General features: G+C 64.5%; 14 protein-coding genes. 4 read left to right on the top strand and 10 right to left on the bottom strand.

The window, feature by feature from the left end; genetic code table 11:
- Positions 1-57: 57 nt before the first annotated feature.
- The 3 genes from carA to greA all read left to right on the top strand — a co-directional run bounded on the left by carA (position 58) and on the right by greA (position 5006).
- Complete coding sequence (gene carA, locus THIVI_RS08565; protein ID WP_014778205.1) at positions 58-1203, top strand: glutamine-hydrolyzing carbamoyl-phosphate synthase small subunit; 1146 nt, start codon at positions 58-60, stop codon at positions 1201-1203.
- Positions 1203-4412 carry a carbamoyl-phosphate synthase large subunit gene (gene carB / locus THIVI_RS08560; RefSeq protein WP_014778204.1) on the top strand — a complete coding sequence of 1070 codons (3210 nt, stop codon included), beginning with the start codon at positions 1203-1205 and terminating at the stop codon, positions 4410-4412. Before carA ends, carB begins: the two co-directional genes overlap by 1 nt.
- Positions 4413-4529: 117 nt before the next feature.
- Positions 4530-5006, top strand: coding sequence for a transcription elongation factor GreA (greA, locus tag THIVI_RS08555; RefSeq protein ID WP_014778203.1), 477 nt, complete (start codon positions 4530-4532; stop codon positions 5004-5006).
- On the opposite strand, the gene THIVI_RS08550 is transcribed toward greA, so the two are convergent.
- The 6 genes from THIVI_RS08550 to bioB are packed head-to-tail and all read right to left on the bottom strand — an operon-like array spanning position 5003 to position 10416.
- Positions 5003-5881 carry an Rpn family recombination-promoting nuclease/putative transposase gene (locus THIVI_RS08550; protein ID WP_014778202.1) on the bottom strand — a complete coding sequence of 293 codons (879 nt, stop codon included), beginning with the start codon at positions 5879-5881 and terminating at the stop codon, positions 5003-5005. The two genes, greA and THIVI_RS08550, sit on opposite strands and share 4 nt — an antisense overlap.
- Before the next feature lie 12 nt (positions 5882-5893).
- Positions 5894-6574: a dethiobiotin synthase gene (bioD, locus tag THIVI_RS08545; protein WP_014778201.1), complete on the bottom strand. Its 681-nt coding sequence runs from the start codon at positions 6572-6574 to the stop codon at positions 5894-5896.
- Complete coding sequence (bioC, locus tag THIVI_RS08540) at positions 6571-7431, bottom strand: malonyl-ACP O-methyltransferase BioC (RefSeq protein WP_014778200.1); 861 nt, start codon at positions 7429-7431, stop codon at positions 6571-6573. Before bioC ends, bioD begins: the two co-directional genes overlap by 4 nt.
- Positions 7428-8198 (bottom strand): pimeloyl-ACP methyl ester esterase BioH, encoded by a 771-nt coding sequence (bioH, locus tag THIVI_RS08535; RefSeq protein WP_014778199.1) that lies wholly within the window; start codon positions 8196-8198, stop codon positions 7428-7430. Before bioH ends, bioC begins: the two co-directional genes overlap by 4 nt.
- A 9-nt stretch (positions 8199-8207) precedes the next feature.
- Positions 8208-9380, bottom strand: a complete 1173-nt coding sequence (bioF, locus tag THIVI_RS08530; protein ID WP_014778198.1) for an 8-amino-7-oxononanoate synthase — start codon at positions 9378-9380, stop codon at positions 8208-8210.
- A 34-nt stretch (positions 9381-9414) separates the two neighbouring features.
- Complete coding sequence (gene bioB / locus THIVI_RS08525) at positions 9415-10416, bottom strand: biotin synthase BioB (protein ID WP_014778197.1); 1002 nt, start codon at positions 10414-10416, stop codon at positions 9415-9417.
- A 124-nt stretch (positions 10417-10540) separates the two neighbouring features.
- Here bioB and THIVI_RS08520 point away from each other — a divergent pair, with 124 nt between their 5' ends.
- Positions 10541-11251, top strand: a complete 711-nt coding sequence (locus tag THIVI_RS08520) for a ComF family protein (RefSeq protein ID WP_014778196.1) — start codon at positions 10541-10543, stop codon at positions 11249-11251.
- Positions 11252-11258: 7 nt separating this feature from the next.
- Here THIVI_RS08520 and THIVI_RS08515 read toward each other — a convergent pair whose 3' ends face one another.
- From THIVI_RS08515 to THIVI_RS08500, 4 genes are all read right to left on the bottom strand, one after another.
- On the bottom strand, positions 11259-12485 hold the full coding sequence (locus tag THIVI_RS08515; protein ID WP_245537405.1) for a YfiM family lipoprotein: 1227 nt from the start codon (positions 12483-12485) through the stop codon (positions 11259-11261).
- 34 nt (positions 12486-12519) lie between these two features.
- Positions 12520-13422 (bottom strand): transglutaminase family protein, encoded by a 903-nt coding sequence (locus THIVI_RS08510; RefSeq protein WP_014778194.1) that lies wholly within the window; start codon positions 13420-13422, stop codon positions 12520-12522.
- A complete protein-coding gene (locus tag THIVI_RS08505) occupies positions 13419-16028 on the bottom strand; it encodes a circularly permuted type 2 ATP-grasp protein (RefSeq protein ID WP_014778193.1) in 2610 nt (869 codons plus the stop codon). The genes THIVI_RS08510 and THIVI_RS08505 overlap by 4 nt, the downstream gene beginning before the upstream one ends.
- A gap of 71 nt (positions 16029-16099) precedes the next feature.
- Complete coding sequence (locus THIVI_RS08500) at positions 16100-18502, bottom strand: sensor domain-containing protein (protein WP_014778192.1); 2403 nt, start codon at positions 18500-18502, stop codon at positions 16100-16102.
- Positions 18503-18607 lie beyond the last annotated feature (105 nt).

Genomic DNA, 18607 nt, shown 5'->3' with positions numbered 1-18607 from the left:
CCTCTATACTTCCCGTCGCGGAAAGTCGCACGTCCTCGCCCGGATTCGGAGATACCCTTGAGAAAACCCGCGGTTCTGGTTCTGGAAGACGGCTCGGTCTTCCGCGGAACGTCAATTGGTGCCGATGGCACGAGCGTCGGCGAGGTGGTCTTCAATACCGCCATGTCCGGCTACCAGGAGATTCTGACCGATCCCTCGTATCTCCGGCAACTCGTCACCCTGACCTATCCGCATATCGGCAATGTCGGCGCCAACCCCGAGGATGAAGAGTCCGGCGCCATTCAGGCGGCGGGGCTCATCGTCCGCGATCTGCCGATCCTGCCGAGTAATTATCGGCTGCGCGAGCGGCTCGATGCCTACCTGATCCGTCAGGGCGTCGTCGGGATCGCGGACATCGATACCCGACGCCTGACGCGCATTCTGCGCGAGAAGGGCGCCCAAAACGGCTGTCTTCAGGCCGGCGACGCGCTCGACGAAGCGGCGGCGCTGGCCGAGGCGCGCGCCTTTCCAGGGCTCAAGGGCATGGATCTGGCCCAGCATGCCTCGACCAAGGAAGCCTATCCCTGGACGCAGGGCGTCTGGACGCTGGACGGCGGCTTGCCGGAACCCTTGATGCCGGTGGGCGAGCGCCTGCCCTATCATGTCGTCGCCTACGATTACGGCATCAAGCGCAACATCCTGCGGATGCTGGTCGCGCGCGGCTGTCATGTCACCGTGGTGCCGGCGCACATGCCGGCGGCTACCGTGCTGGCGCTGCAACCCGACGGCGTCTTTCTCTCCAACGGTCCGGGCGACCCCGAGCCCTGCGACTATGCGATCACGGCGATTCGCGAGTTGCTGGACACGGACATCCCGCTGTTCGGGATCTGTCTCGGCCATCAACTGTTGGGGCTGGCGTGCGGGGCGCGCACCCTGAAGATGAAGTTCGGTCATCATGGCGCGAACCATCCGGTGCAGGATCTCAAGACCGGCGCGGTCATGATCAGCAGCCAGAATCATGGCTTCGCGGTGGACGAGGCCAGTCTGCCCGACACCCTGGAGGCCACCCATCGCTCGCTGTTCGACGGTTCGCTGCAGGGCATTCATCACCGCCAGCGTCCCGCCTTCAGTTTTCAGGGCCATCCCGAGGCGAGTCCCGGACCCCATGATGTCGCGCCGGTGTTCGACCACTTTATCGATCTGATTCGCGAGCGGAAGAACTGATGCCCAAGCGTACCGACATCCACAGCATCCTGATCATCGGCTCCGGCCCTATCGTCATCGGTCAGGCGTGCGAGTTCGACTACTCCGGGGCACAGGCGTGCAAGGCGCTGCGCGAGGAGGGTTACCGCGTCGTGCTGGTGAACTCCAATCCCGCCACCATCATGACCGACCCGGAGATGGCGGACGCCACCTATATCGAGCCGGTCACCTGGCGTGCGGTCGCCGCCATCATCGAGAAGGAACGCCCAGAGGCGTTGCTGCCGACCATGGGCGGACAGACCGCGCTCAACTGCGCGCTCGATCTGGTGCGCGAGGGCGTGCTCGAACGCTTCGGCGTGGAGCTGATCGGCGCCTCGCGCGAGGCCATCGACAAGGCCGAGGATCGCGATCTCTTCCGTCAGGCCATGCGTCGGATCGGGCTCGACATGCCGCGTTCGGCCATCGCCCACAGCCTGGAGGAGGCGCTCCAGGTCCAGGCGTCGATCGGCTTTCCGACCATCATCCGGCCCTCCTTCACCATGGGCGGGAGCGGCGGCGGCATCGCCTACAATCAGGAAGAGTTTGAGGAAATCTGCCGGCGCGGGCTGGATCTCTCGCCGACCAAGGAATTGCTGATCGAGGAATCGGCGCTCGGCTGGAAGGAATACGAGATGGAGGTGGTCCGCGACCGCGCGGACAACTGCATCATCATCTGCTCGATCGAGAACTTCGATCCCATGGGCGTGCATACCGGCGATTCCATCACGGTCGCCCCGGCCCAGACCCTGACCGACCGCGAATATCAGATCATGCGCAACGCCGCCATCGCGGTGTTGCGCGAGATCGGCGTCGACACCGGCGGCTCGAACGTGCAGTTCGCGATCAATCCGGCCGACGGGCGGATGATCATCATCGAGATGAACCCGCGGGTCTCGCGTTCCTCGGCGCTGGCCTCCAAAGCGACCGGTTTCCCGATCGCCAAGGTCGCCGCCAAGCTGGCCGTGGGCTACACGCTCGACGAGTTGCGCAACGAGATCACCGGCGGCACCACCCCGGCCTCGTTCGAGCCGAGCATCGACTATGTCGTCACCAAGATCCCGCGTTTCGCCTTCGAGAAATTTCCCTTGGCCGATGCCCGTCTGACCACCCAGATGAAATCGGTGGGTGAGGTCATGGCCATCGGACGGACCTTTCAGGAGTCGCTGCAGAAGGCGATCCGGGGTCTGGAAATCGATCGCTACGGACTCGATGAAATCGTCGACCTTGCCGATCCAGACGCCATCGACACGATCCGGCTGGAGGTGCGCCAGACCGGCGCCGAGCGCATCTTCTATGTGGCCGATGCCTTCCGCGTGGGTATCAGTCTGGAGGAAATCCACGAACTGAGCTGGATCGACCCCTGGTTTCTGGCCCAGATCGAGGATCTGGTTCGCGCCGAGGGCGAACTGTGCCTCGCGGGCCGTGCCGGTCTCACGCCCGAACGTCTGCGCGCGCTCAAGCGCCAGGGCTTCTCGGACCGCCGCATCGCCCATCTGGTGGGCGGCAAGGAAGGCGAGATCCGCGCGCTCCGGCATGAACAGGGCCTGCGCCCGGTCTTCAAACGGGTCGATACCTGCGCCGCCGAGTTCGCCTCCAGCACCGCCTATCTCTATTCCACCTACGAAGAGGAGTGCGAGGCCGACCCCAGCGATCGCCAGAAGATCATGGTGCTCGGCGGCGGGCCGAATCGTATCGGTCAGGGCATCGAGTTCGACTACTGCTGCGTTCATGCCGCCTTCGCCATGCGAGAGGACGGCTATGAAACCATTATGGTCAACTGCAACCCGGAGACCGTTTCCACCGATTACGACACCTCCGACCGACTCTATTTCGAGCCGCTGACCTTGGAGGACGTGCTGGAGATCGTCGACAAGGAGCGCCCGCTCGGCGTCATCGTCCAGTATGGCGGTCAGACCCCGTTGAAACTCGCGCGCGACCTGGAAGCGGCTGGCGTGCCCATTATCGGCACCAGCCCGGACTGTATCGACCTAGCCGAGGATCGCGAGCGTTTTCAGCAATTGATTCAGCAACTGGGTCTGCGCCAGCCGCCGAATGCCACGGCGCGCAGCGAAGCCGAGGCGGTCGCGAAGGCCGCCGACATCGGCTATCCGCTGGTGGTGCGTCCCTCCTATGTGCTGGGCGGGCGGGCGATGGAGATCGTCTTCGACGAGTCGGAACTCAACCGCTACATGCGCGAGGCGGTGCGGGTCTCCAACGAATCGCCGGTGCTGCTCGACCGCTTTCTCGACGACGCCATCGAGGTCGACGTGGACGCCATCTGCGACGGCACCGACGTGCTGATCGGCGGCATCATGGAACACATCGAACAGGCTGGCGTGCATTCGGGCGATTCGGCCTGCTCGCTGCCGCCCTATACGCTCTCGGCCTCGATCCAGGACCACATGCGCGAGCAGATGGCCCGCATGGCCCGCGCGCTGAACGTGGTTGGACTGATGAACGCGCAATTCGCCATCAAGGGCGATGACATCTACATTCTGGAGGTCAATCCCAGGGCGTCGCGCACCGTGCCTTTCGTCTCCAAGGCCATCGGCCTGGCGCTCGCCAAGGTCGCGGCCCGCTGCATGGTTGGCCGGACGCTGGCCGAGCAGGGTCTGCGGCGCGAGCTGAAGCCCAAGCACTATTTCGTCAAGGAGGCGGTGTTCCCCTTCGTCAAATTCCCCGGCGTGGACACCCTGCTCGGACCCGAAATGAAGTCCACCGGCGAGGTCATGGGGGTTGGCGAATCCTTCGGCGAGGCCTATGCCAAGGCGCAGGAAGGGGCCGGAAGTCTCCTGCCGCGACGCGGCGGCAAGGCCATGCTCAGTGTGCGCGAGGTGGACAAGACGCGCCTGATCCGGGTCGCGCGCGATCTCCTGGACTTCGGGTTCACGCTCTACGGCACCCATGGGACGGCGGCGGCGATCCGCGAGGCCGGTCTGGACTGTGTCGGCGTCAACAAGGTCGCCGAGGGGCGTCCGCATATCGTCGACATGATCAAGAACAACGAGATCGGCTTCATCGTCAACACGACCGAAGGTGCTAAGGCGATCGCCGATTCGGCCGCGATCCGCCGCGCCGCGCTCCAGCACAAAGTCCCCTATACCACGACCATCGCGGGCGCCGAGGCGACCTGTCTGGCGTTGAAACAACTGGACATCGTGAGCGTCAATCGGTTACAAGATCTTTACTGATTCGTGATTGGCGGGCGTTTTTTGGGCGCCCGCCATTTTTTTATAGAGAACCCGCAATGGGTTTGACCCGCCGCTGATGTTGTTTCAGGGCGGTGTCTCCAGACGAGGAAATCACCTATGAGCAAGGTCCCTCTGACCGCCAGGGGCGCTGAGAAATTGCGCGAGGAACTCGATCGGCTCAAGCGCATCGAGCGCCCACGCATCATCGAGGCAATCGCCGAGGCCCGCGCGCATGGCGATCTCAAGGAAAACGCCGAGTACCACGCGGCGCGCGAGCAGCAGAGTTTCGTCGAGGGCCGCATCAAGGACATCGACGGCAAGCTCTCGAATGCTCAGATCATCGACGTCACCCAGCTCCCGGCCACTGGGCGAGTGGTCTTTGGCGCGACGGTTCGCGTGCTTGAACTCGATAAGGAGGAAGAACTCAGCTATCAGATCGTCGGCGAGGACGAGGCCGATCTCAAGTTGGGCATGATCTCCATCGGCTCGCCCATCGCCCGTTGTCTGATCGGCAAGAGCGAGGGCGACGTGACGTCGCTTGCCGCGCCCGGCGGGGTTCGGGAGTTCGAGATCTTGGAAGTGCGGTACATTTAAGTTTCGTCCAAGACGTCATTCAGGGTCTGCGCGGTGAGTAACCGCTCCGACCAGAGCAGCAGAGTCTCGGCGTCGGCGGTGAGCACCCGTTGTCGCAACGACTTTCCGGGTGCACCAAATTTCAGCGCGATCAGACGTAGCAGGATGGCGGCTTCGCCTTCCTGCCGTCCTTCCTGCCGTCCTTCCTGCCGTCCTTCCTGTCGCCCTTCGGCAAAGACCTCTTGGTAAAAACGACTCTGTTTGAGATCGAGATCGGTCATTCCGAGCATGGTTTGAATTTCCTCGCGTGTCAGTTGAGGTAGTCGATAGACCACAATGGTTTCAATCAAATCCAACATCGTCGCTTCTGAAAGTTCCGCGCCAAGAACTCCCTTACGGGCTTGTCCGGCCAAAAGAACCGCCTGTTGGCAGGCTTTCTTCCTTGGGGCAATCAGCAGTTGGATCAATTGCAACCCCAGCGTCGGAGCCGGTCGCTCGCGCCAGTCGTTCAGATACACGCGTCGCACCTCTGGTGTACTGAGCAGCGAGTTGTATCTGGTATCCGGGCGTTCCGTTGCGCGGCTCGGATAGATCGCCACCGCCAGCCAGGGACGGCGCGGTACCGAGCGGTAAAGATACAGAAAAATCTCGGAGAAGAAACGTCCGTAAAAGTCATCGTCCGCCTGTGCCTGGATCTCCACAAAGATCAGTGGAGCTGATAGCGTTTCGGTCGGAGGAATCAACAATCCATCGAGACGAAAGGCGGTCTGTTTGACCTCCTCGGCACGGAATTCATAACGGCAGGCATCGGCGATTTCGATCTCGATCTCGGCCAATTCAAGCACCAGCGTGGGTAGTGCCTGAAATAGTCGGAAAAACAGGTTGTCCGTTTTCATGGTAGACCAGAATCAAGCTGGATCAAGCAATTTAGTGCACAGGAAGGCGGCGATCTGAGCCGGCTCCGCGTGATCGAGCCAGGGTACGACGCCCAGACAGGGCGCATCAAGCAGTGCAGTCAGAGTCGCGAGATTCTCGTCAAGCACCAGCATCCCGGGATCGACCTGATTGCCGATCCAGCCGATCAGGCGGGCGTCGCTGGACTGGATGCGTTCGGCGGTCAGTAATGCGTGATTGAGGCAGCCGAGCTTGAGCCCAACCACCAGGATGACGGGGAGTTCGAGCGCGGTCGGAAGATCGCTGAGCGAGAGGTCCGCCCCCAGGGGAACCCGCCAGCCGCCGACCCCTTCCACCACCACCAGATCCGCCCTGGCGTCCAGCGCACCGTAGGCGCGGACAATCGCCGCCAGATCGATCACGACGCCGGCCGTGGCGGCCGCCAGATGCGGCGCGATCGACGGGGCGAAGGCGTAGGGATTGATCCGCTCATAAGGCTCCCGGCTGCTGCCCTGTTTCTGCAAGGCTAGTGCGTCCGCGTTGCGCAGGCCGTCAGGCGTTAGCGCACAGCCGGACGCGACCGGCTTCATGCCGAGAACACGCAACCCAGCCGCCTGTAGAGCGGCCATCAGCCCGACGCTGATCGCGGTCTTGCCGCAGCCGGTATCGGTACCGGTGACGAAGACGCCGCTCATATCCGACCGCCCGAGCGTCCCCGTCCGCCGATGGCGCTGAGCGGGATTGTGATACCGCCCGCGCCGGGTTTCTGCTCCGGCACCCAGGCGTGACCGTAAACCACTTCATAGCTGGCGGGCAGTCGTCCGGCGTCACGGTAATTCTCGTAGGCCCGTTCGACCGCCGCGAGTCGCGCGCGTCCGGTGAGCGTGCGCGGGCGTTCATGGGTGGCGTTGTGGGCGCCGAGGAGCTTGAGATCCCGCATCAGGTCGCGCGCGTGCGTGTAGGTCAGGGTCAGGCGCTCGACATCCATGACCGGGTCGGCGAAGCGCGCCCGGACCAGTGCATCGCCGATGTCGTGCATGTCCAGAAAGGGGCTGACATGCGAGTCGCCGTCCACCTCGCTCCACGCCTGGCGCAGTTCCTTGAGCGTATCCGGACCGAAGGTGGTGAACATGAAAAGTCCGCCCGGACGCAACACCCGCAGACACTCGTCAAAGGCCCGTTCCAGGTCGCACCACTGAAGCGTGGCGTTCGAGACGATCAGATCCACCGCGCCATCGGCCAGCGGCAATGCTTCGGCATCGGCGCAGACGCACCACGGACGGCGCAGCCAGCCGCCGCGTTTGCGTGCCTGGAGCAACATCCCGTGCGCGAAATCCAACGCGATCACCCGCGCCCGGCGGTAGCGGCGATGCAGCGCGCCGACCGCATACCCGGTGCCCGCGCCCAGATCCAGGATGCGTTGGGGTTCGAGCCGAACATAGTCGAGCCGTTCCAGCAGTCGATCCGCGATTTCGCGCTGAAGCACGGCGACCCTGTCGTAGTGCGTCGCGGCGCGCTCGAAGCCGCGGCGCGCGCGTTCTTTGTCGATCATGCCGCCGGCTCGGCGAGAAAGGATCGGATCGCCCGCGCGGTCTCGACCGGGTGTGACAGATGCGGCGCGTGGGCGGCGCCGGCGATGAGCTGAGTCCGCGCGCCCGGCATCAGGATCTCGATGCGTTCGGCAACCTTGGCCGGAACCAGTGCATCGTGGTCGCCGAACAGCCAGAGCGCGGGACAGCGCAGATCCGGGAGTCGGCCGCGCAGGTCTTCGTCGCGCAGCAGATCCAGGCCCAGCGACAGGGCGGCGGGGTTGGGGGCCGGTTGGCTGGCGAGTGCCTCGCGCAGGGTGCGCAGAACCTCGCGGGCGGAGTCGCTACCGCGCACCTGGAGCGCCAGGAAGCGGGCGAGCGTGGCGGCGGGATCGGCGGCCAGTTCCTGATGGAACTGATCGAGCGTCGTCTCCGGCATGGCCGGCGTCCAGTCCGCCGCGCGCACGAAACGGGGCGTGGCGGTCAGCAGGACGAGCCCCGCGACCCGCTTGGGCGCGCGCAGCGCGGCGGCGAGCGCGACCAATCCGCCGAGCGACCAACCGAGCCAGACCGCCTGTTCGGGCGCCGCGTCCAGACAGGCGTCGGCCCAACTCCAGAGGCTGTCGAGCGCGGGTGGGAAGGGGCTGTGGCCGTGTCCGGGGAGTTCGATCCGGTGCTGGTTCAGTCCGTTCCAGGTGTCCGCCGGGCAAGCATCCCAGACGGCGGCGTTCATGCCCCAGCCATGCAGCATGACGAGGTCTTGGTGGGCGGTAGGGAGATTGATTGGCATAGGGTGTTTTCAGTGGTCGGTTGGCAGTTCGGCCAGGGCATCCAGAAGTCGATCGACATCGGCTTCGGCATGGGCGGCGGAGAAGGTGATGCGCAGTCGGGCGGCGCCTTCGGATACCGTCGGCGGGCGGATGGCGCCGACCAGAATTCCAGCCGCTTCCAATGCCTGGCTCCAGCCGATGGCGCGCTCTGCGCTGCCGGCGAGCAGAGGCTGAATCGGCGTGAGCGAATCGGTGAGTTGCAGACCGAACTGATCCGCGCCCTGTCTGAAGCGTGCAATCAGCATCTGGAGCCGCTCGCGACGCCAGTCTTCGCGTTCGGCCAGCCGCAGGCTCGCGCGGGTGGCCTCGGCGAGCGCCGGCGGGGTGGCGGTGGTGTAGATGTAGCTGCGGGCGCGCTGGATCAGCGTTTCGATCAGATCTTCCGATCCTGCGACGAAGGCGCCGAAGGTACCGAATGATTTGCCCAGGGTGCCCATGAGGATGGTCGTCTCGTCCGGGTTAAGACCGAAGTGGTCCAACGAGCCGCGCCCGCCGTGTCCGAGCACGCCGAGCCCATGAGCATCGTCGACCAGCAGCCAGGCGCCGGCTTGATGGGCGAGCCGCGCGAGCGCGGGCAGCGGGGCCAGGTCGCCGTCCATGCTGAACACGCCGTCGGTGGCGATCATCCGGGTCTGGCCGCCTTTGAGCAGGCGGTCGAGTCCGGCGCTGTCCGCATGCGGATAGCGGCGCAGGGTGGCGCGCGACAACTGCGCGCCATCGAGCAGCGAGGCGTGGTTGAGCCGATCCTCGAAGACGGTGTCGCCGCGTCCGGCCAGCGCCGCGATGACCCCGAGATTGGCCATGTAGCCGGTCGAGAAAAGGAGCGCGCGTGGATAGCCGGTGAACTCGGCCAGCGCCTCTTCCAGGGCGTGATGGGCCGCGCTGTGACCGTTCACCAGATGGGCCGCGCCGCTGCCCACGCCCCAGCGTTCGGCGCCGCGCTGCAAGGCGGCGATCACCTCAGGATGGTTGGCAAGCCCCAGATAGTCGTTGCTGCAGAAGCTCAGCAGGGGCCGGCCATCGACGATGGCGCGCGGTTGCTGCGGGGCGTCCTGGACGCGTCGGCGGCGGTAGAGGTGCGCGGCCTTCAGTTGGTCGAGCCGGGTGCGGAGATCCTTGATTGGAGGCTGGTCGTGGTGCATGTGGTCGATTGAGATTTCCGACTTCCTGGGGGGGCTACTCTTTGTGACAAGCCCCTGGTTCGGTACGCTCGGCGTCGACTTCTTCAAAGGTCAGACCCAAACGCGCAAAGAGCGCGCGGTCACGGTCGGCTTCGGCATTGGACGCGGTCAGCAGGCGCTCGCCATAAAAGATGGAGTTGGCGCCGGCGAGAAAACACAGCGCCTGTAACTCGTCGCTCATCTCGTGACGACCGGCGGACAGTCGCACATGGGAGGCCGGCATCAGGATGCGAGTGGCGGCGACCACGCGCACGAACTCGAAGGGATCGAGCGCGGCCTGACCGAAGAGCGGGGTGCCTTCGACCTGGACCAGCAGGTTGATCGGTACCGACTCCGGGTGGGCGGGCAGGTTGGTGAGCTGGCGGAGCATGGAGGCGCGGTCGCGACGCGATTCGCCCATGCCGAGAATGCCGCCGCTACAGGTTTTGAGCCCAACCTCGCGGACATGCTCCAGGGTGTCGAGCCGGTCCTGATAGGTGCGGGTGGTGATGACCTGGCCGTAGAACTCGGGCGAGGTGTCCAGATTATGATTGTAGTAATCCAGCCCGGCATCCTTGAGCCGGCGCGCCTGGGGGCCGGTGAGCATGCCGAGCGTGACGCAGGTTTCCATCCCGAGCGCGTGGACGCCTTCGATCATGGCGACCACCTGGTCCAGGTTGTTGTCGGTCGGATTGCGCCAGGCCGCGCCCATGCAGAAGCGGGTCGCGCCCTCGGCGCAGGCGGCGCGGGCGGCGGTCAGCACGTCGTCGAGCGGCAGCAGGCGTTCGCGTTCCAGATTGGTGTCGTGGTGCGCGCTCTGGGCGCAATAGCCGCAGTCTTCGGGGCAGGCGCCGGTCTTGATGCTGAGCAGGGTGCTGACCTGAATCCGGTTGGGATCGAAATGGGCGCGGTGGGTGCTTTGAGCCTTGAACAGAAGATCGTTCAGGGGTTGGTCGAGCAGCGTCTGAATCTCGTCGATGGTCCAGTCGTGGCGAATGGCGGACTTGCGTGATGGCATGGTTTGGGTTGCGATATCGGTGTTAAGTGCGCGATCGGGCGAGCAGGATCGGCTGGCACAAAAGAGGGCTATCCTAGATCGCGTGGCTCCCTTGTCAACTAATCTTTGCTTTTTTGGTTTACAGATGATTCAAACAATCGCTTTGGCGTCTCTGATCTCGGTCCTGTTTCCCGCGACCTGCGTGCTGTGCGGGGCACCGGGCGTGGGCGGTCGGGATCTCTGCGCCGGTTGCGATGCCGAACTGCCGCGGAATCGGGCGTCGTGCTTCCGCTGCGCGCTGCCGTTAGAGGGGTCGGTTCCTCCAGGAATGCTCTGCGGGCGGTGTCAGAAAAAAGCCCCGCCCTTTGAACGCTGTATCACGGTCTTTCGCTATGAGTCGGCCGTGCCGTCGCTGGTGGTCGGGGCGAAGTTTCGCGGTCGGCTAAATTTCGCGCGGTTGCTCGGGCAGTGTCTGGCCGAGACGATTCGGGAGCATGCCCTGGCGTTGCCGGATGTCTTGGTACCGGTTCCGCTGCATTCCGGGCGGCTGCGCGAGCGTGGCTACAATCAGGCGCTCGAAATTGCCCGGGCGCTTGGCCGGGAGCTGGATTTACCGGTCGATGCAAAGTGTTGTATCCGGATCGCGGCAACGCAGCCCCAAGTCGGACTCGATCCGCGCGCGCGCCGTCGCAACCTCCGTGGGGCATTCGCCTTGACCCGTCAGCCGCCCTGGAGACGGGTGGCGATCGTGGACGATGTGGTGACTACCGGCAGCACCGTGGCCGAATTGAGCCGTGACTTTCTCAAGGCCGGGGTGGAGCAGGTCGATGTCTGGGCCGTGGCGCGGACGTCCTGATGCGGTATCAGAGTTCCCGAAACAGCCGACGGGCATCGATCCGGCGATCGATGTGGGCGATGATGCGTTGATAGTCGGCCTGGCTGGTACCGCTAAAGTTCGCCGCGAACGTCTGTTGGTCGATGCCTTCGGGTAGTCCATCGATGGCTGGCATGAAATCGTCCTCGGCCAAACCCTGTCTGGCGATCCGTTGCAGGCGCCTGGCGTCCTCCCGGTTGCCGGTCGCGAGCCGAGCAAGCCGAATCCCGGCGCGGTTGGCGGCCATGTCGGCGAAGCTGAAACCGCTGCCGCCGTTGGCGTCGGACATCTCCTTGTACCAGCCGACCATCCCGGACAGCGTGTCGTCTCCCTGGATCGCCAGGGCCGCCGAGGTCATGAAATGCTGGCTCAGATCCTGACGCCCACGCAACAGAACCGGATGGGGGCGGGACGCCTTCGGGCTGGCCGTGGCGTCCGCCGGATCGCGGATGGTCCGACCGTTCACATAGGCGGCCAGGACCATGAAGATGGCGCGATTCTCGGCGATCGGATCGGCGTCCGCAGGTTGCGCCCCGGCCCTGGACAGGAGATGTGCGAGCAGATCGGCGAGTTGGACCGGCCCGCGTCTGGTGCGATCCGCCAGCATCTTCGTCAGGTCGTTTTGATAACGCAGCAGATTCGGCAAATCGGCATCGGCGACGAAACCGCTGCCGATGCGCTCCAGCAGATGGGGGCGCCATTCGTAGACGATGCGCATCCGGTCGTCTTCAAGGTCGACCTGTTGGAGCAGTTGGCTATTCACCACGGCCGCCAGGGCACGCTCCGCCAGTGCCTGAACCAGCGTCCCAGGGAGCGGAACCCCGCCCAGCCGGGCCGTCTCGATCTTCGGCAGGGAGCCATTCGCGACCAGTCCCAGTTCCAGGTTGACGAAGCTGCCGCGCGGGTTCCAGGGTAGGGCTAGCGAGGCGTCGATGGTGGCGCGACCCGCGTCCAGGCGAACTGCCGCGCGTCCCTGACCGAAGCGGCCGAGCAGTTCGTTGGCGAGCAGAGTGGCCTCGCGCTCGGAAAGTCCGATCGTCATCAATTCGCCAGGCTGCCGGCCCCGAGGACGATTGGCGGCGACCCAGTGTCTGGCCCAGGCGCGTTCGGCAGCGGTGATGGCGCGATCTTGTTCGACGATGGGGCGACTGTCCGGTAGGAACAGGGCGCCGAGCGCCAGGGCGAGGATCACGCTGACGATCGACAGCCAACTCAAGGCTTTGATCAAACGGAACAGGGGCGTTACTCGCTCAAGCGGGCGGGATCGCCGGCACGGGTTCGGCGATCCGGTTGACATCGACGGCAACCAGCAGGTCGTGGGTGCCGCCGCCATAGAAGATGCCGCGCAGGGGTGTGACATCCTGAAAATCCCGTCCGATCGCGGTGGTGATGTACTGCTCGCCGGGGATCTGGTCGTTGGTCGGATCGAAATCGACCCAGCCCAGTTCGGGAATCAGCACCGAGAACCAGGCGTGCGAGGCGTCGGCTCCCTGGAGTTTGACCTGGCCGGGCGGCGGCAGGGTTTCCAGATAACCGCTGACATAACGAACCGCCAGACCGAACCCGCGCAACGCGGCGATGGCGATGTGCGCGAAGTCCTGACAGACGCCGCGACGCTGTTCCATGACCTCGGCGATTGGCGTGGCGATGGTGGTCGAGTGAGGATCGTACTCGAACTCGCGATAGATGCGCCCCATCAAGTCCAACGTCGCCTCCAGGATTGGTCGCCCGGCCGGAAAGGAGGCGGTGGCATAGTCGCGGGCGGCCGGATCCGGCGGTACCTGGGGCGAAGGGAGGGTAAAGATCCGTGCGTTGGTCATCAGGCCGTCGCCCTTGTCGTACAGTCGGGCGACCACCCGTTCCCAGGGGGGCGTCTTGTCCGCCTCGGGGAGCGCGATGTGGGTGATCTCGATCTCGCTGGTGGCGGTGACTTCCAGCGCGTTGTGGGCTTGCTGGATCGAAAAATAATTTACCCGGTTCCCGAAAAAATCCTCGTGCTCGCGCATGACGGCCGGCCAGGGATCGACGCGAAGCTGACTCGACAGGCAGCGTTGACGCCGGGTCTGGAGCGGTTTCAGGTGGGCGATGCTATGGCACAGCGAAACCGGTTCGGCATACTCGTAGCGGGTGAGATGCTGGACGCGAAATTTCATGGCGCGGGCGTCCCGGTGCGTCGCAGCAGACTGTGCGGCTGTTCCTCGTGGCGGAAATACTGGGCGGTGATGGCATCCGAGATGGCGGCGAGCTCGGTACTCAGCTCACCGAGCATCTTGGCCAGAACGACCCGTCGGGTACCCTGTTTATGCGCTTGGATCAGATGATCGATCTCGGTCAGGCGAATCCCGGTCAGACTCTTGAGAACCAGTTTCTCCGCCGTGGTGCGTCCAACCACCAGATCGCCGCGGGGAAGTTCGGCGACAAGACGTTCGAGCATTGCCAGCTGATAGGCCAGGGCGCGTGGATTGCCTTCGTCCTGGAGCACCAGATCCAGCAGTGCGCCGACCCGGGTGCCCGCGTGGTAGCGGCGCCGGTAAGTGATGAGACTGTCGGTGATGCCGAGCACCGCCTCGATCACCATGTTTTCTTCCTGATCGCCGGCGACCGGTACCAGGGTGGAATGCAGCAGGCTGGCGATGGCGCTCCCGCGTTCCAGCCGCCGTCCGGTCTCCAGAAAATGCCAGCCCTCGTTGTGGGTCATGTTTTCCTGTGTCAGACCGGAGAAGGCGACCAGCGAGGTGACCAGCGGGTCGAGTTCGTCGAGCGCCTGCGACAACTGGCTGGGGGGATGCTCGGTGAGGTTCGCCAGCCGCCCCTCGATATCGCTGACGATGCGCCAGGTGTCCGCCGACAGACGTTCGCGCACCGAGTAGGCGGCCTGTCCCAGTGCCTCCAGCGTGCGCGGCAGTCCGCCGAGTCGTGCGGGATCGGTGATCAGCGACAGCAACTCGGGGATCGGGTTGCGCAGACGCTCGTCCGCCCCGGCGCCGACGAAGCCGGGAAAGGATTGGGTCTGATTGGTCAATGCCTCCAGCAGGGATCTCAGGCAGGAAGAGGTGACCTTGGACAGCGGATAATCGGCCCGCTCCGAGAACTTGAAAATCGTGATCCGCAGCAGACGCACCAGACCCTCGGCGCGTTCGGCATAGCGGCCGATCCAGAACAGATTGTCGGCGACCCGGCTGGAGACCGTGCTCTCCTGCACGACCGCGGGGGTTTGCGTATCGGACGCGGCCAGCAGACTCTCCTGGCGTTCCGGCTCCGAGGCCAGCACCCAGACGTCCTTGCCCAGTCCGCCGAGTTGATTGGAGACCGGCGCGGTTTCCTGGTTCAGGGCGACGCGCCCGAGCCCGCCGGGCATCACGGCATAGCCATCCTCTTCCGCGATCAGGAAGGTACGCAGAACGCTGGGGCGCGGTTCCAGATGCTGGTCGATGAGTGCCGGCGCGGTCGAGGGTTGAACCCGTTCGCGGGCGACGTAGCCGCCTGGATTGGCCTGGATCGCCTTGATCAACGCCGCGCGCGCGGCCGGCTCCATTGCCCCTGGAAAAAGTTCCGACGGTCCCGCCGATCTGTCGCCCGTCATGAGATGAGACGACGGCAGGGGCTTGACGACCAGGCTATCGAGACTGTTCAACACCCGGGCGAGCGAGTCGGGGTCGCCACACCACCAGGTCGGGATGTCCGACAGGACCAGCGACTCGCCGAGAAGCTGCTGGCAGATGCGGGGCAGGAAGGCCGCGAGCGCCGGGTGTTCGAGAATCCCGCTGCCCAGCGCGTTGGCCAGAATCAGGTTGCCTGCGCGCGCGGCCTGCAACATGCCGGGAACGCCCAGCATGGAGTCCTCGCGCAGTTCCAGCGGATCGCACCAGAGATCGTTGACCTGTCGCAGGACCGCGTCGATGCGCTCCAGTCGCCCCAGGGTGCGCAACCAGAGCGCGCCGTCGCGCACCGAGAGATCCCCGCCCTGGACCAGGGTATAGCCGAGATAGTTGGCCAGATAGGCGTGTTCGAAATAGGCTTCGTTTTGCGGGCCGGGCGTGAGCACCACGATCCGCGCGTGTTCGGCCACGCGCGGCGCCAGCCGGGTCAGGGTGCGGCGCATGGAGCGGAAGAAGCCGGCCAGGCGGTGCACATGCGAGTCCCGGAACAGACTGGGCAGCACCCGCGACAACACCACCCGGTTTTCCAGCGCATAGCCCGCACCCATGGGGCTTTGCGTCCGGTCACCGATCACTCTCCAATGGCCATCGGGCAGCCGTGTCAGATCCGCCGCATACTGGACCAGGGGGCGCCCGCCCGCGACCTCGATGCCGTGGCAGGCGATCAGATAGCTGGCGTTGCCGTCGATCAGCTCGGCCGGCAGCAGTCCGGTTCGGATCAGATCGCGGGAGCCGTAGAGATCGAGCAGTATGAGGTTGAAGAGTTCGGCGCGCTGGATCAGGCCGCGTTCCAGTTCCGCCCACTCGTCGCTACGGATCAGGAGCGGTAGCAGATCCAGTTGCCAGGGCCGCGAGACGCCCTGGGGATCGCCATGCAGATTGTAGGTGACGCCGTTGTCGCGAATCAGGCGCGAAGCCTCGCGCCAGCGTTCCTCGATGCCGGCCGGACCCAGCGTGCGCAGCGCATCGAGCAGATACTGCCATTGCGGACGCACCTCGCCATCGGCGGTGCGCATCTCGTCATAGCGACCGGCCAGCGGCGAGTAGGCATCGACCAGGCCAGGGTTTTCCGGGAAGGGCGCCAGATCGGGGACAGGCATGAATCAAGACTCTTTCGGGGGCGCGGAATTGGATTAGACACGCCATGCCCGGGGGGTGCAAGGCATGTCCGTTAATTTTCGAGCGCGTTGTGCGGGAATGAACATGGTTTGGGATCGAGTCTGTGCTCGAAGTGCGGCGCGAATACGGCTTCTCCGAACAGTGCGCCCTGGGCCTGCTGGCAGCCGATGGTCAGTAGCAATTGTCGCTGCTCGTCGGTGCGCACCCCATCGGCCAGGATCTCCAGATCCAGCGCCTGGGCCATGGCGACGAGCGCTTGGACCACGGCCAGATCGTCGTGCGATTCGGGCAGGGACTCGATGAAGTTGGGATGAATCCTGAGGGTCTTGATCGGCAGTCGCCGCAACGCCGCTGGCGAGGTCCAGCCAGCCCCCACGTCATTCAAGGTGATCGAGACGCCAAGCCGGCGTAATCCGTCGAAAACCCCGGCGATCTGTTCGGGGTGTTTCTGGAGCAGCGATTCGTTGAATTCCAGATCGAGCCGGTTGGCCGTCAGCGGGTTCTCCACCAGCAGGCGTTCGAGGATCTGGATCAGATTGCCGCGCGTGAGCTGCGCCTCGGAGACATGGATGGACAAACCGCCGATGGCGAAACCCTTCCCCAGCCAATGCTGGAGTTGCCGACAGGCCATTGCGAGTTCCCACTCGCCAAGTTCGGCCATGAATCCGCTTTCATTGGCCAGGGTCAGGAAGCGTTCTGGCGGGACGGTGCCGATTTCCTCTTGATCCCAGCGGATCAGCACCTCGGCGCTCGTGTGGACCCCCGTTTCCAAGTCCGCGCGGGGGCGGTACATCAGTCTGTATTCCCCTTTGACGAGTCCGGTCCGCAGCAGATCGATCAGGCGCTGGTGCTCATGACCCGCCTTGCCGGGTTCGATCCGGGAGATCAGGAGACCGTTGCGTCCCTGGCGTTTGGCCGACCGAAGGGAGGATTCGGCATGGGCGAACAGTGCGTTACGGTCGCTTTTCATGTCGACATCGATGGCTGCGCCGATACTCGCCGTGAGGAAAACCTGATGGTTGCTCACCTGCAGATCGGCGCACAAGACCGCCTGAAGACGCCGGGCGATGTCCTCGACCTCCGTAATCCGTTCGATCTCCTCGAAGAGGAGTCCGAACTGGTCGGCGCGCAGTCGGGCCAGAGTGTCGGAAGGACGAATAACGCCGCGTAACCGGAGCGCGACCGCGCGCAGCAATTGGTCGCCGAGCTGATGACCCAGACTGGAGTTGATGTGCGCAAAATGGTCCAGATCGAACAGAACCAGAGCCAGCGGCGACGCTTTCCGCCGTCCGAGTTCAATCGCGTGCTCAAGCCGGGACTCGAAGAGCAGGCGGTTGGGCAGTTTGGTCAAGGCGTCGTAATGGATCAGATGGCCCGTGCGCCGCGGCGGCGCATGGTTGCGCGCGGCGAAGACGCCCACGAAATTGACGACCTTGCCGTGCGCGTCCAGGACGCGCCGGATGGTGAGTTTTTGCAGATAGATTTCGCCATCCTTGCGGCGGTTCCAGATGTCGCCCTGCCAGGAACCCTGCCGCGACAGCAGGCGCCACATTCCGACAAAATAGCTGCGCGGATGCCAGTGGGAGTTCAACAGGTTTGGCTTTTGACCCAGCACCTCGGACTCGGTATAGCCGGTGATCCGGGTAAAGGCGGGGTTGACCGCGACGATCAAGCCTGCGGCATCCGTGATCAGAACCCCTTCGGAGGTGGCTGCGTACACGGCGGCGGATTGCAACAGGCGCCGTTCCGCGTCCCGGCTGGCCGTGACATCCCGGATGTCGACGATGACGCCGGTGATCGTCCCTTCTGCGTCATGATGCGGGAAGAGACGCACCTCGGCGTCGCGAGGCGCTCCGTCACCGCGTGTCTCGCGGATATCCTCGATCAGAATCCGCCCGCTATCGAGGCAAGGGCCGAGGTTGCGATCGAGGCAGGCGGTCAGTTGATCGTCGCCGCCGAGATTCTTGACATCCTGATCGATGAGTTCGTCGCGTGCGCGGTCGACGGTTCGGAGAAAGGCATCGTTGACCGCCTTGATTCGGCGTCCTCGATCCACGAGCGCGATCCGGTCGGGCGAGGTGGAGACGATGTCGGCAGAGCGCGCCAGGAGTGGATCCGGATCGGTTTGCGGCGGATTGCCCAGGACGATCGAGAGCAGTCGCGGCCGGTCTTGCCCTTCCGAGAAGCAGCGCGAGAAGGCGATTGACGCCATCCGCGGCCCCGCGACAGCGTGCGCGAAACCGACGTCCATGCGCACGCAATGGCCTTCTGGCGAATTCAGCAGCGCTGTCAGTCGCTCGGGATGGGCATCTTGAAACAGCTCGTGGAAAACCCGGCCGAGTACCAGCGAGTCGGGGTATCCAAGCAGATCCAGAAAAGCTTGGTTGACATCGACGATGCGCTGCTGGTGATCCAGCAGCAGCGCGCCCATGGGTAGCGCGGCGAGCAGGGGCATAGATTCGAGGTTAGGCACGGACGTTGACGATCGGTCTGACTCGGGCGCGATCGTTATTTGTATGGGCGCGGACCATCGAGTCTCATCGAGCGATACGCATGCTCG

The organism is Thiocystis violascens DSM 198 (assembly GCF_000227745.2).
Classification (GTDB): domain Bacteria; phylum Pseudomonadota; class Gammaproteobacteria; order Chromatiales; family Chromatiaceae; genus Chromatium; species Chromatium violascens.
This window is presented reverse-complemented; position numbering and strand designations above follow the sequence as displayed.

Excerpts from the sequence above, each read along its gene's own strand:
- THIVI_RS08505 (WP_014778193.1), bottom strand. The coding sequence starts at position 16,028 with ATGCCTGTCCCCGATCTGGCGCCCTTCCCGGAAAACCCTGGCCTGGTC.
- bioB (WP_014778197.1), bottom strand. The coding sequence starts at position 10,416 with ATGCCATCACGCAAGTCCGCCATTCGCCACGACTGGACCATCGACGAG.
- THIVI_RS08510 (WP_014778194.1), bottom strand. The coding sequence starts at position 13,422 with ATGAAATTTCGCGTCCAGCATCTCACCCGCTACGAGTATGCCGAACCG.
- THIVI_RS08500 (WP_014778192.1), bottom strand. The coding sequence starts at position 18,502 with ATGCCCCTGCTCGCCGCGCTACCCATGGGCGCGCTGCTGCTGGATCAC.
- THIVI_RS08520 (WP_014778196.1), top strand. The coding sequence starts at position 10,541 with ATGATTCAAACAATCGCTTTGGCGTCTCTGATCTCGGTCCTGTTTCCC.
- bioH (WP_014778199.1), bottom strand. The coding sequence starts at position 8,198 with ATGCCAATCAATCTCCCTACCGCCCACCAAGACCTCGTCATGCTGCAT.
- bioF (WP_014778198.1), bottom strand. The coding sequence starts at position 9,380 with ATGCACCACGACCAGCCTCCAATCAAGGATCTCCGCACCCGGCTCGAC.
- greA (WP_014778203.1), top strand. The coding sequence starts at position 4,530 with ATGAGCAAGGTCCCTCTGACCGCCAGGGGCGCTGAGAAATTGCGCGAG.
- bioC (WP_014778200.1), bottom strand. The coding sequence starts at position 7,431 with ATGATCGACAAAGAACGCGCGCGCCGCGGCTTCGAGCGCGCCGCGACG.
- THIVI_RS08550 (WP_014778202.1), bottom strand. The coding sequence starts at position 5,881 with ATGAAAACGGACAACCTGTTTTTCCGACTATTTCAGGCACTACCCACG.
- bioD (WP_014778201.1), bottom strand. The coding sequence starts at position 6,574 with ATGAGCGGCGTCTTCGTCACCGGTACCGATACCGGCTGCGGCAAGACC.
- carB (WP_014778204.1), top strand. The coding sequence starts at position 1,203 with ATGCCCAAGCGTACCGACATCCACAGCATCCTGATCATCGGCTCCGGC.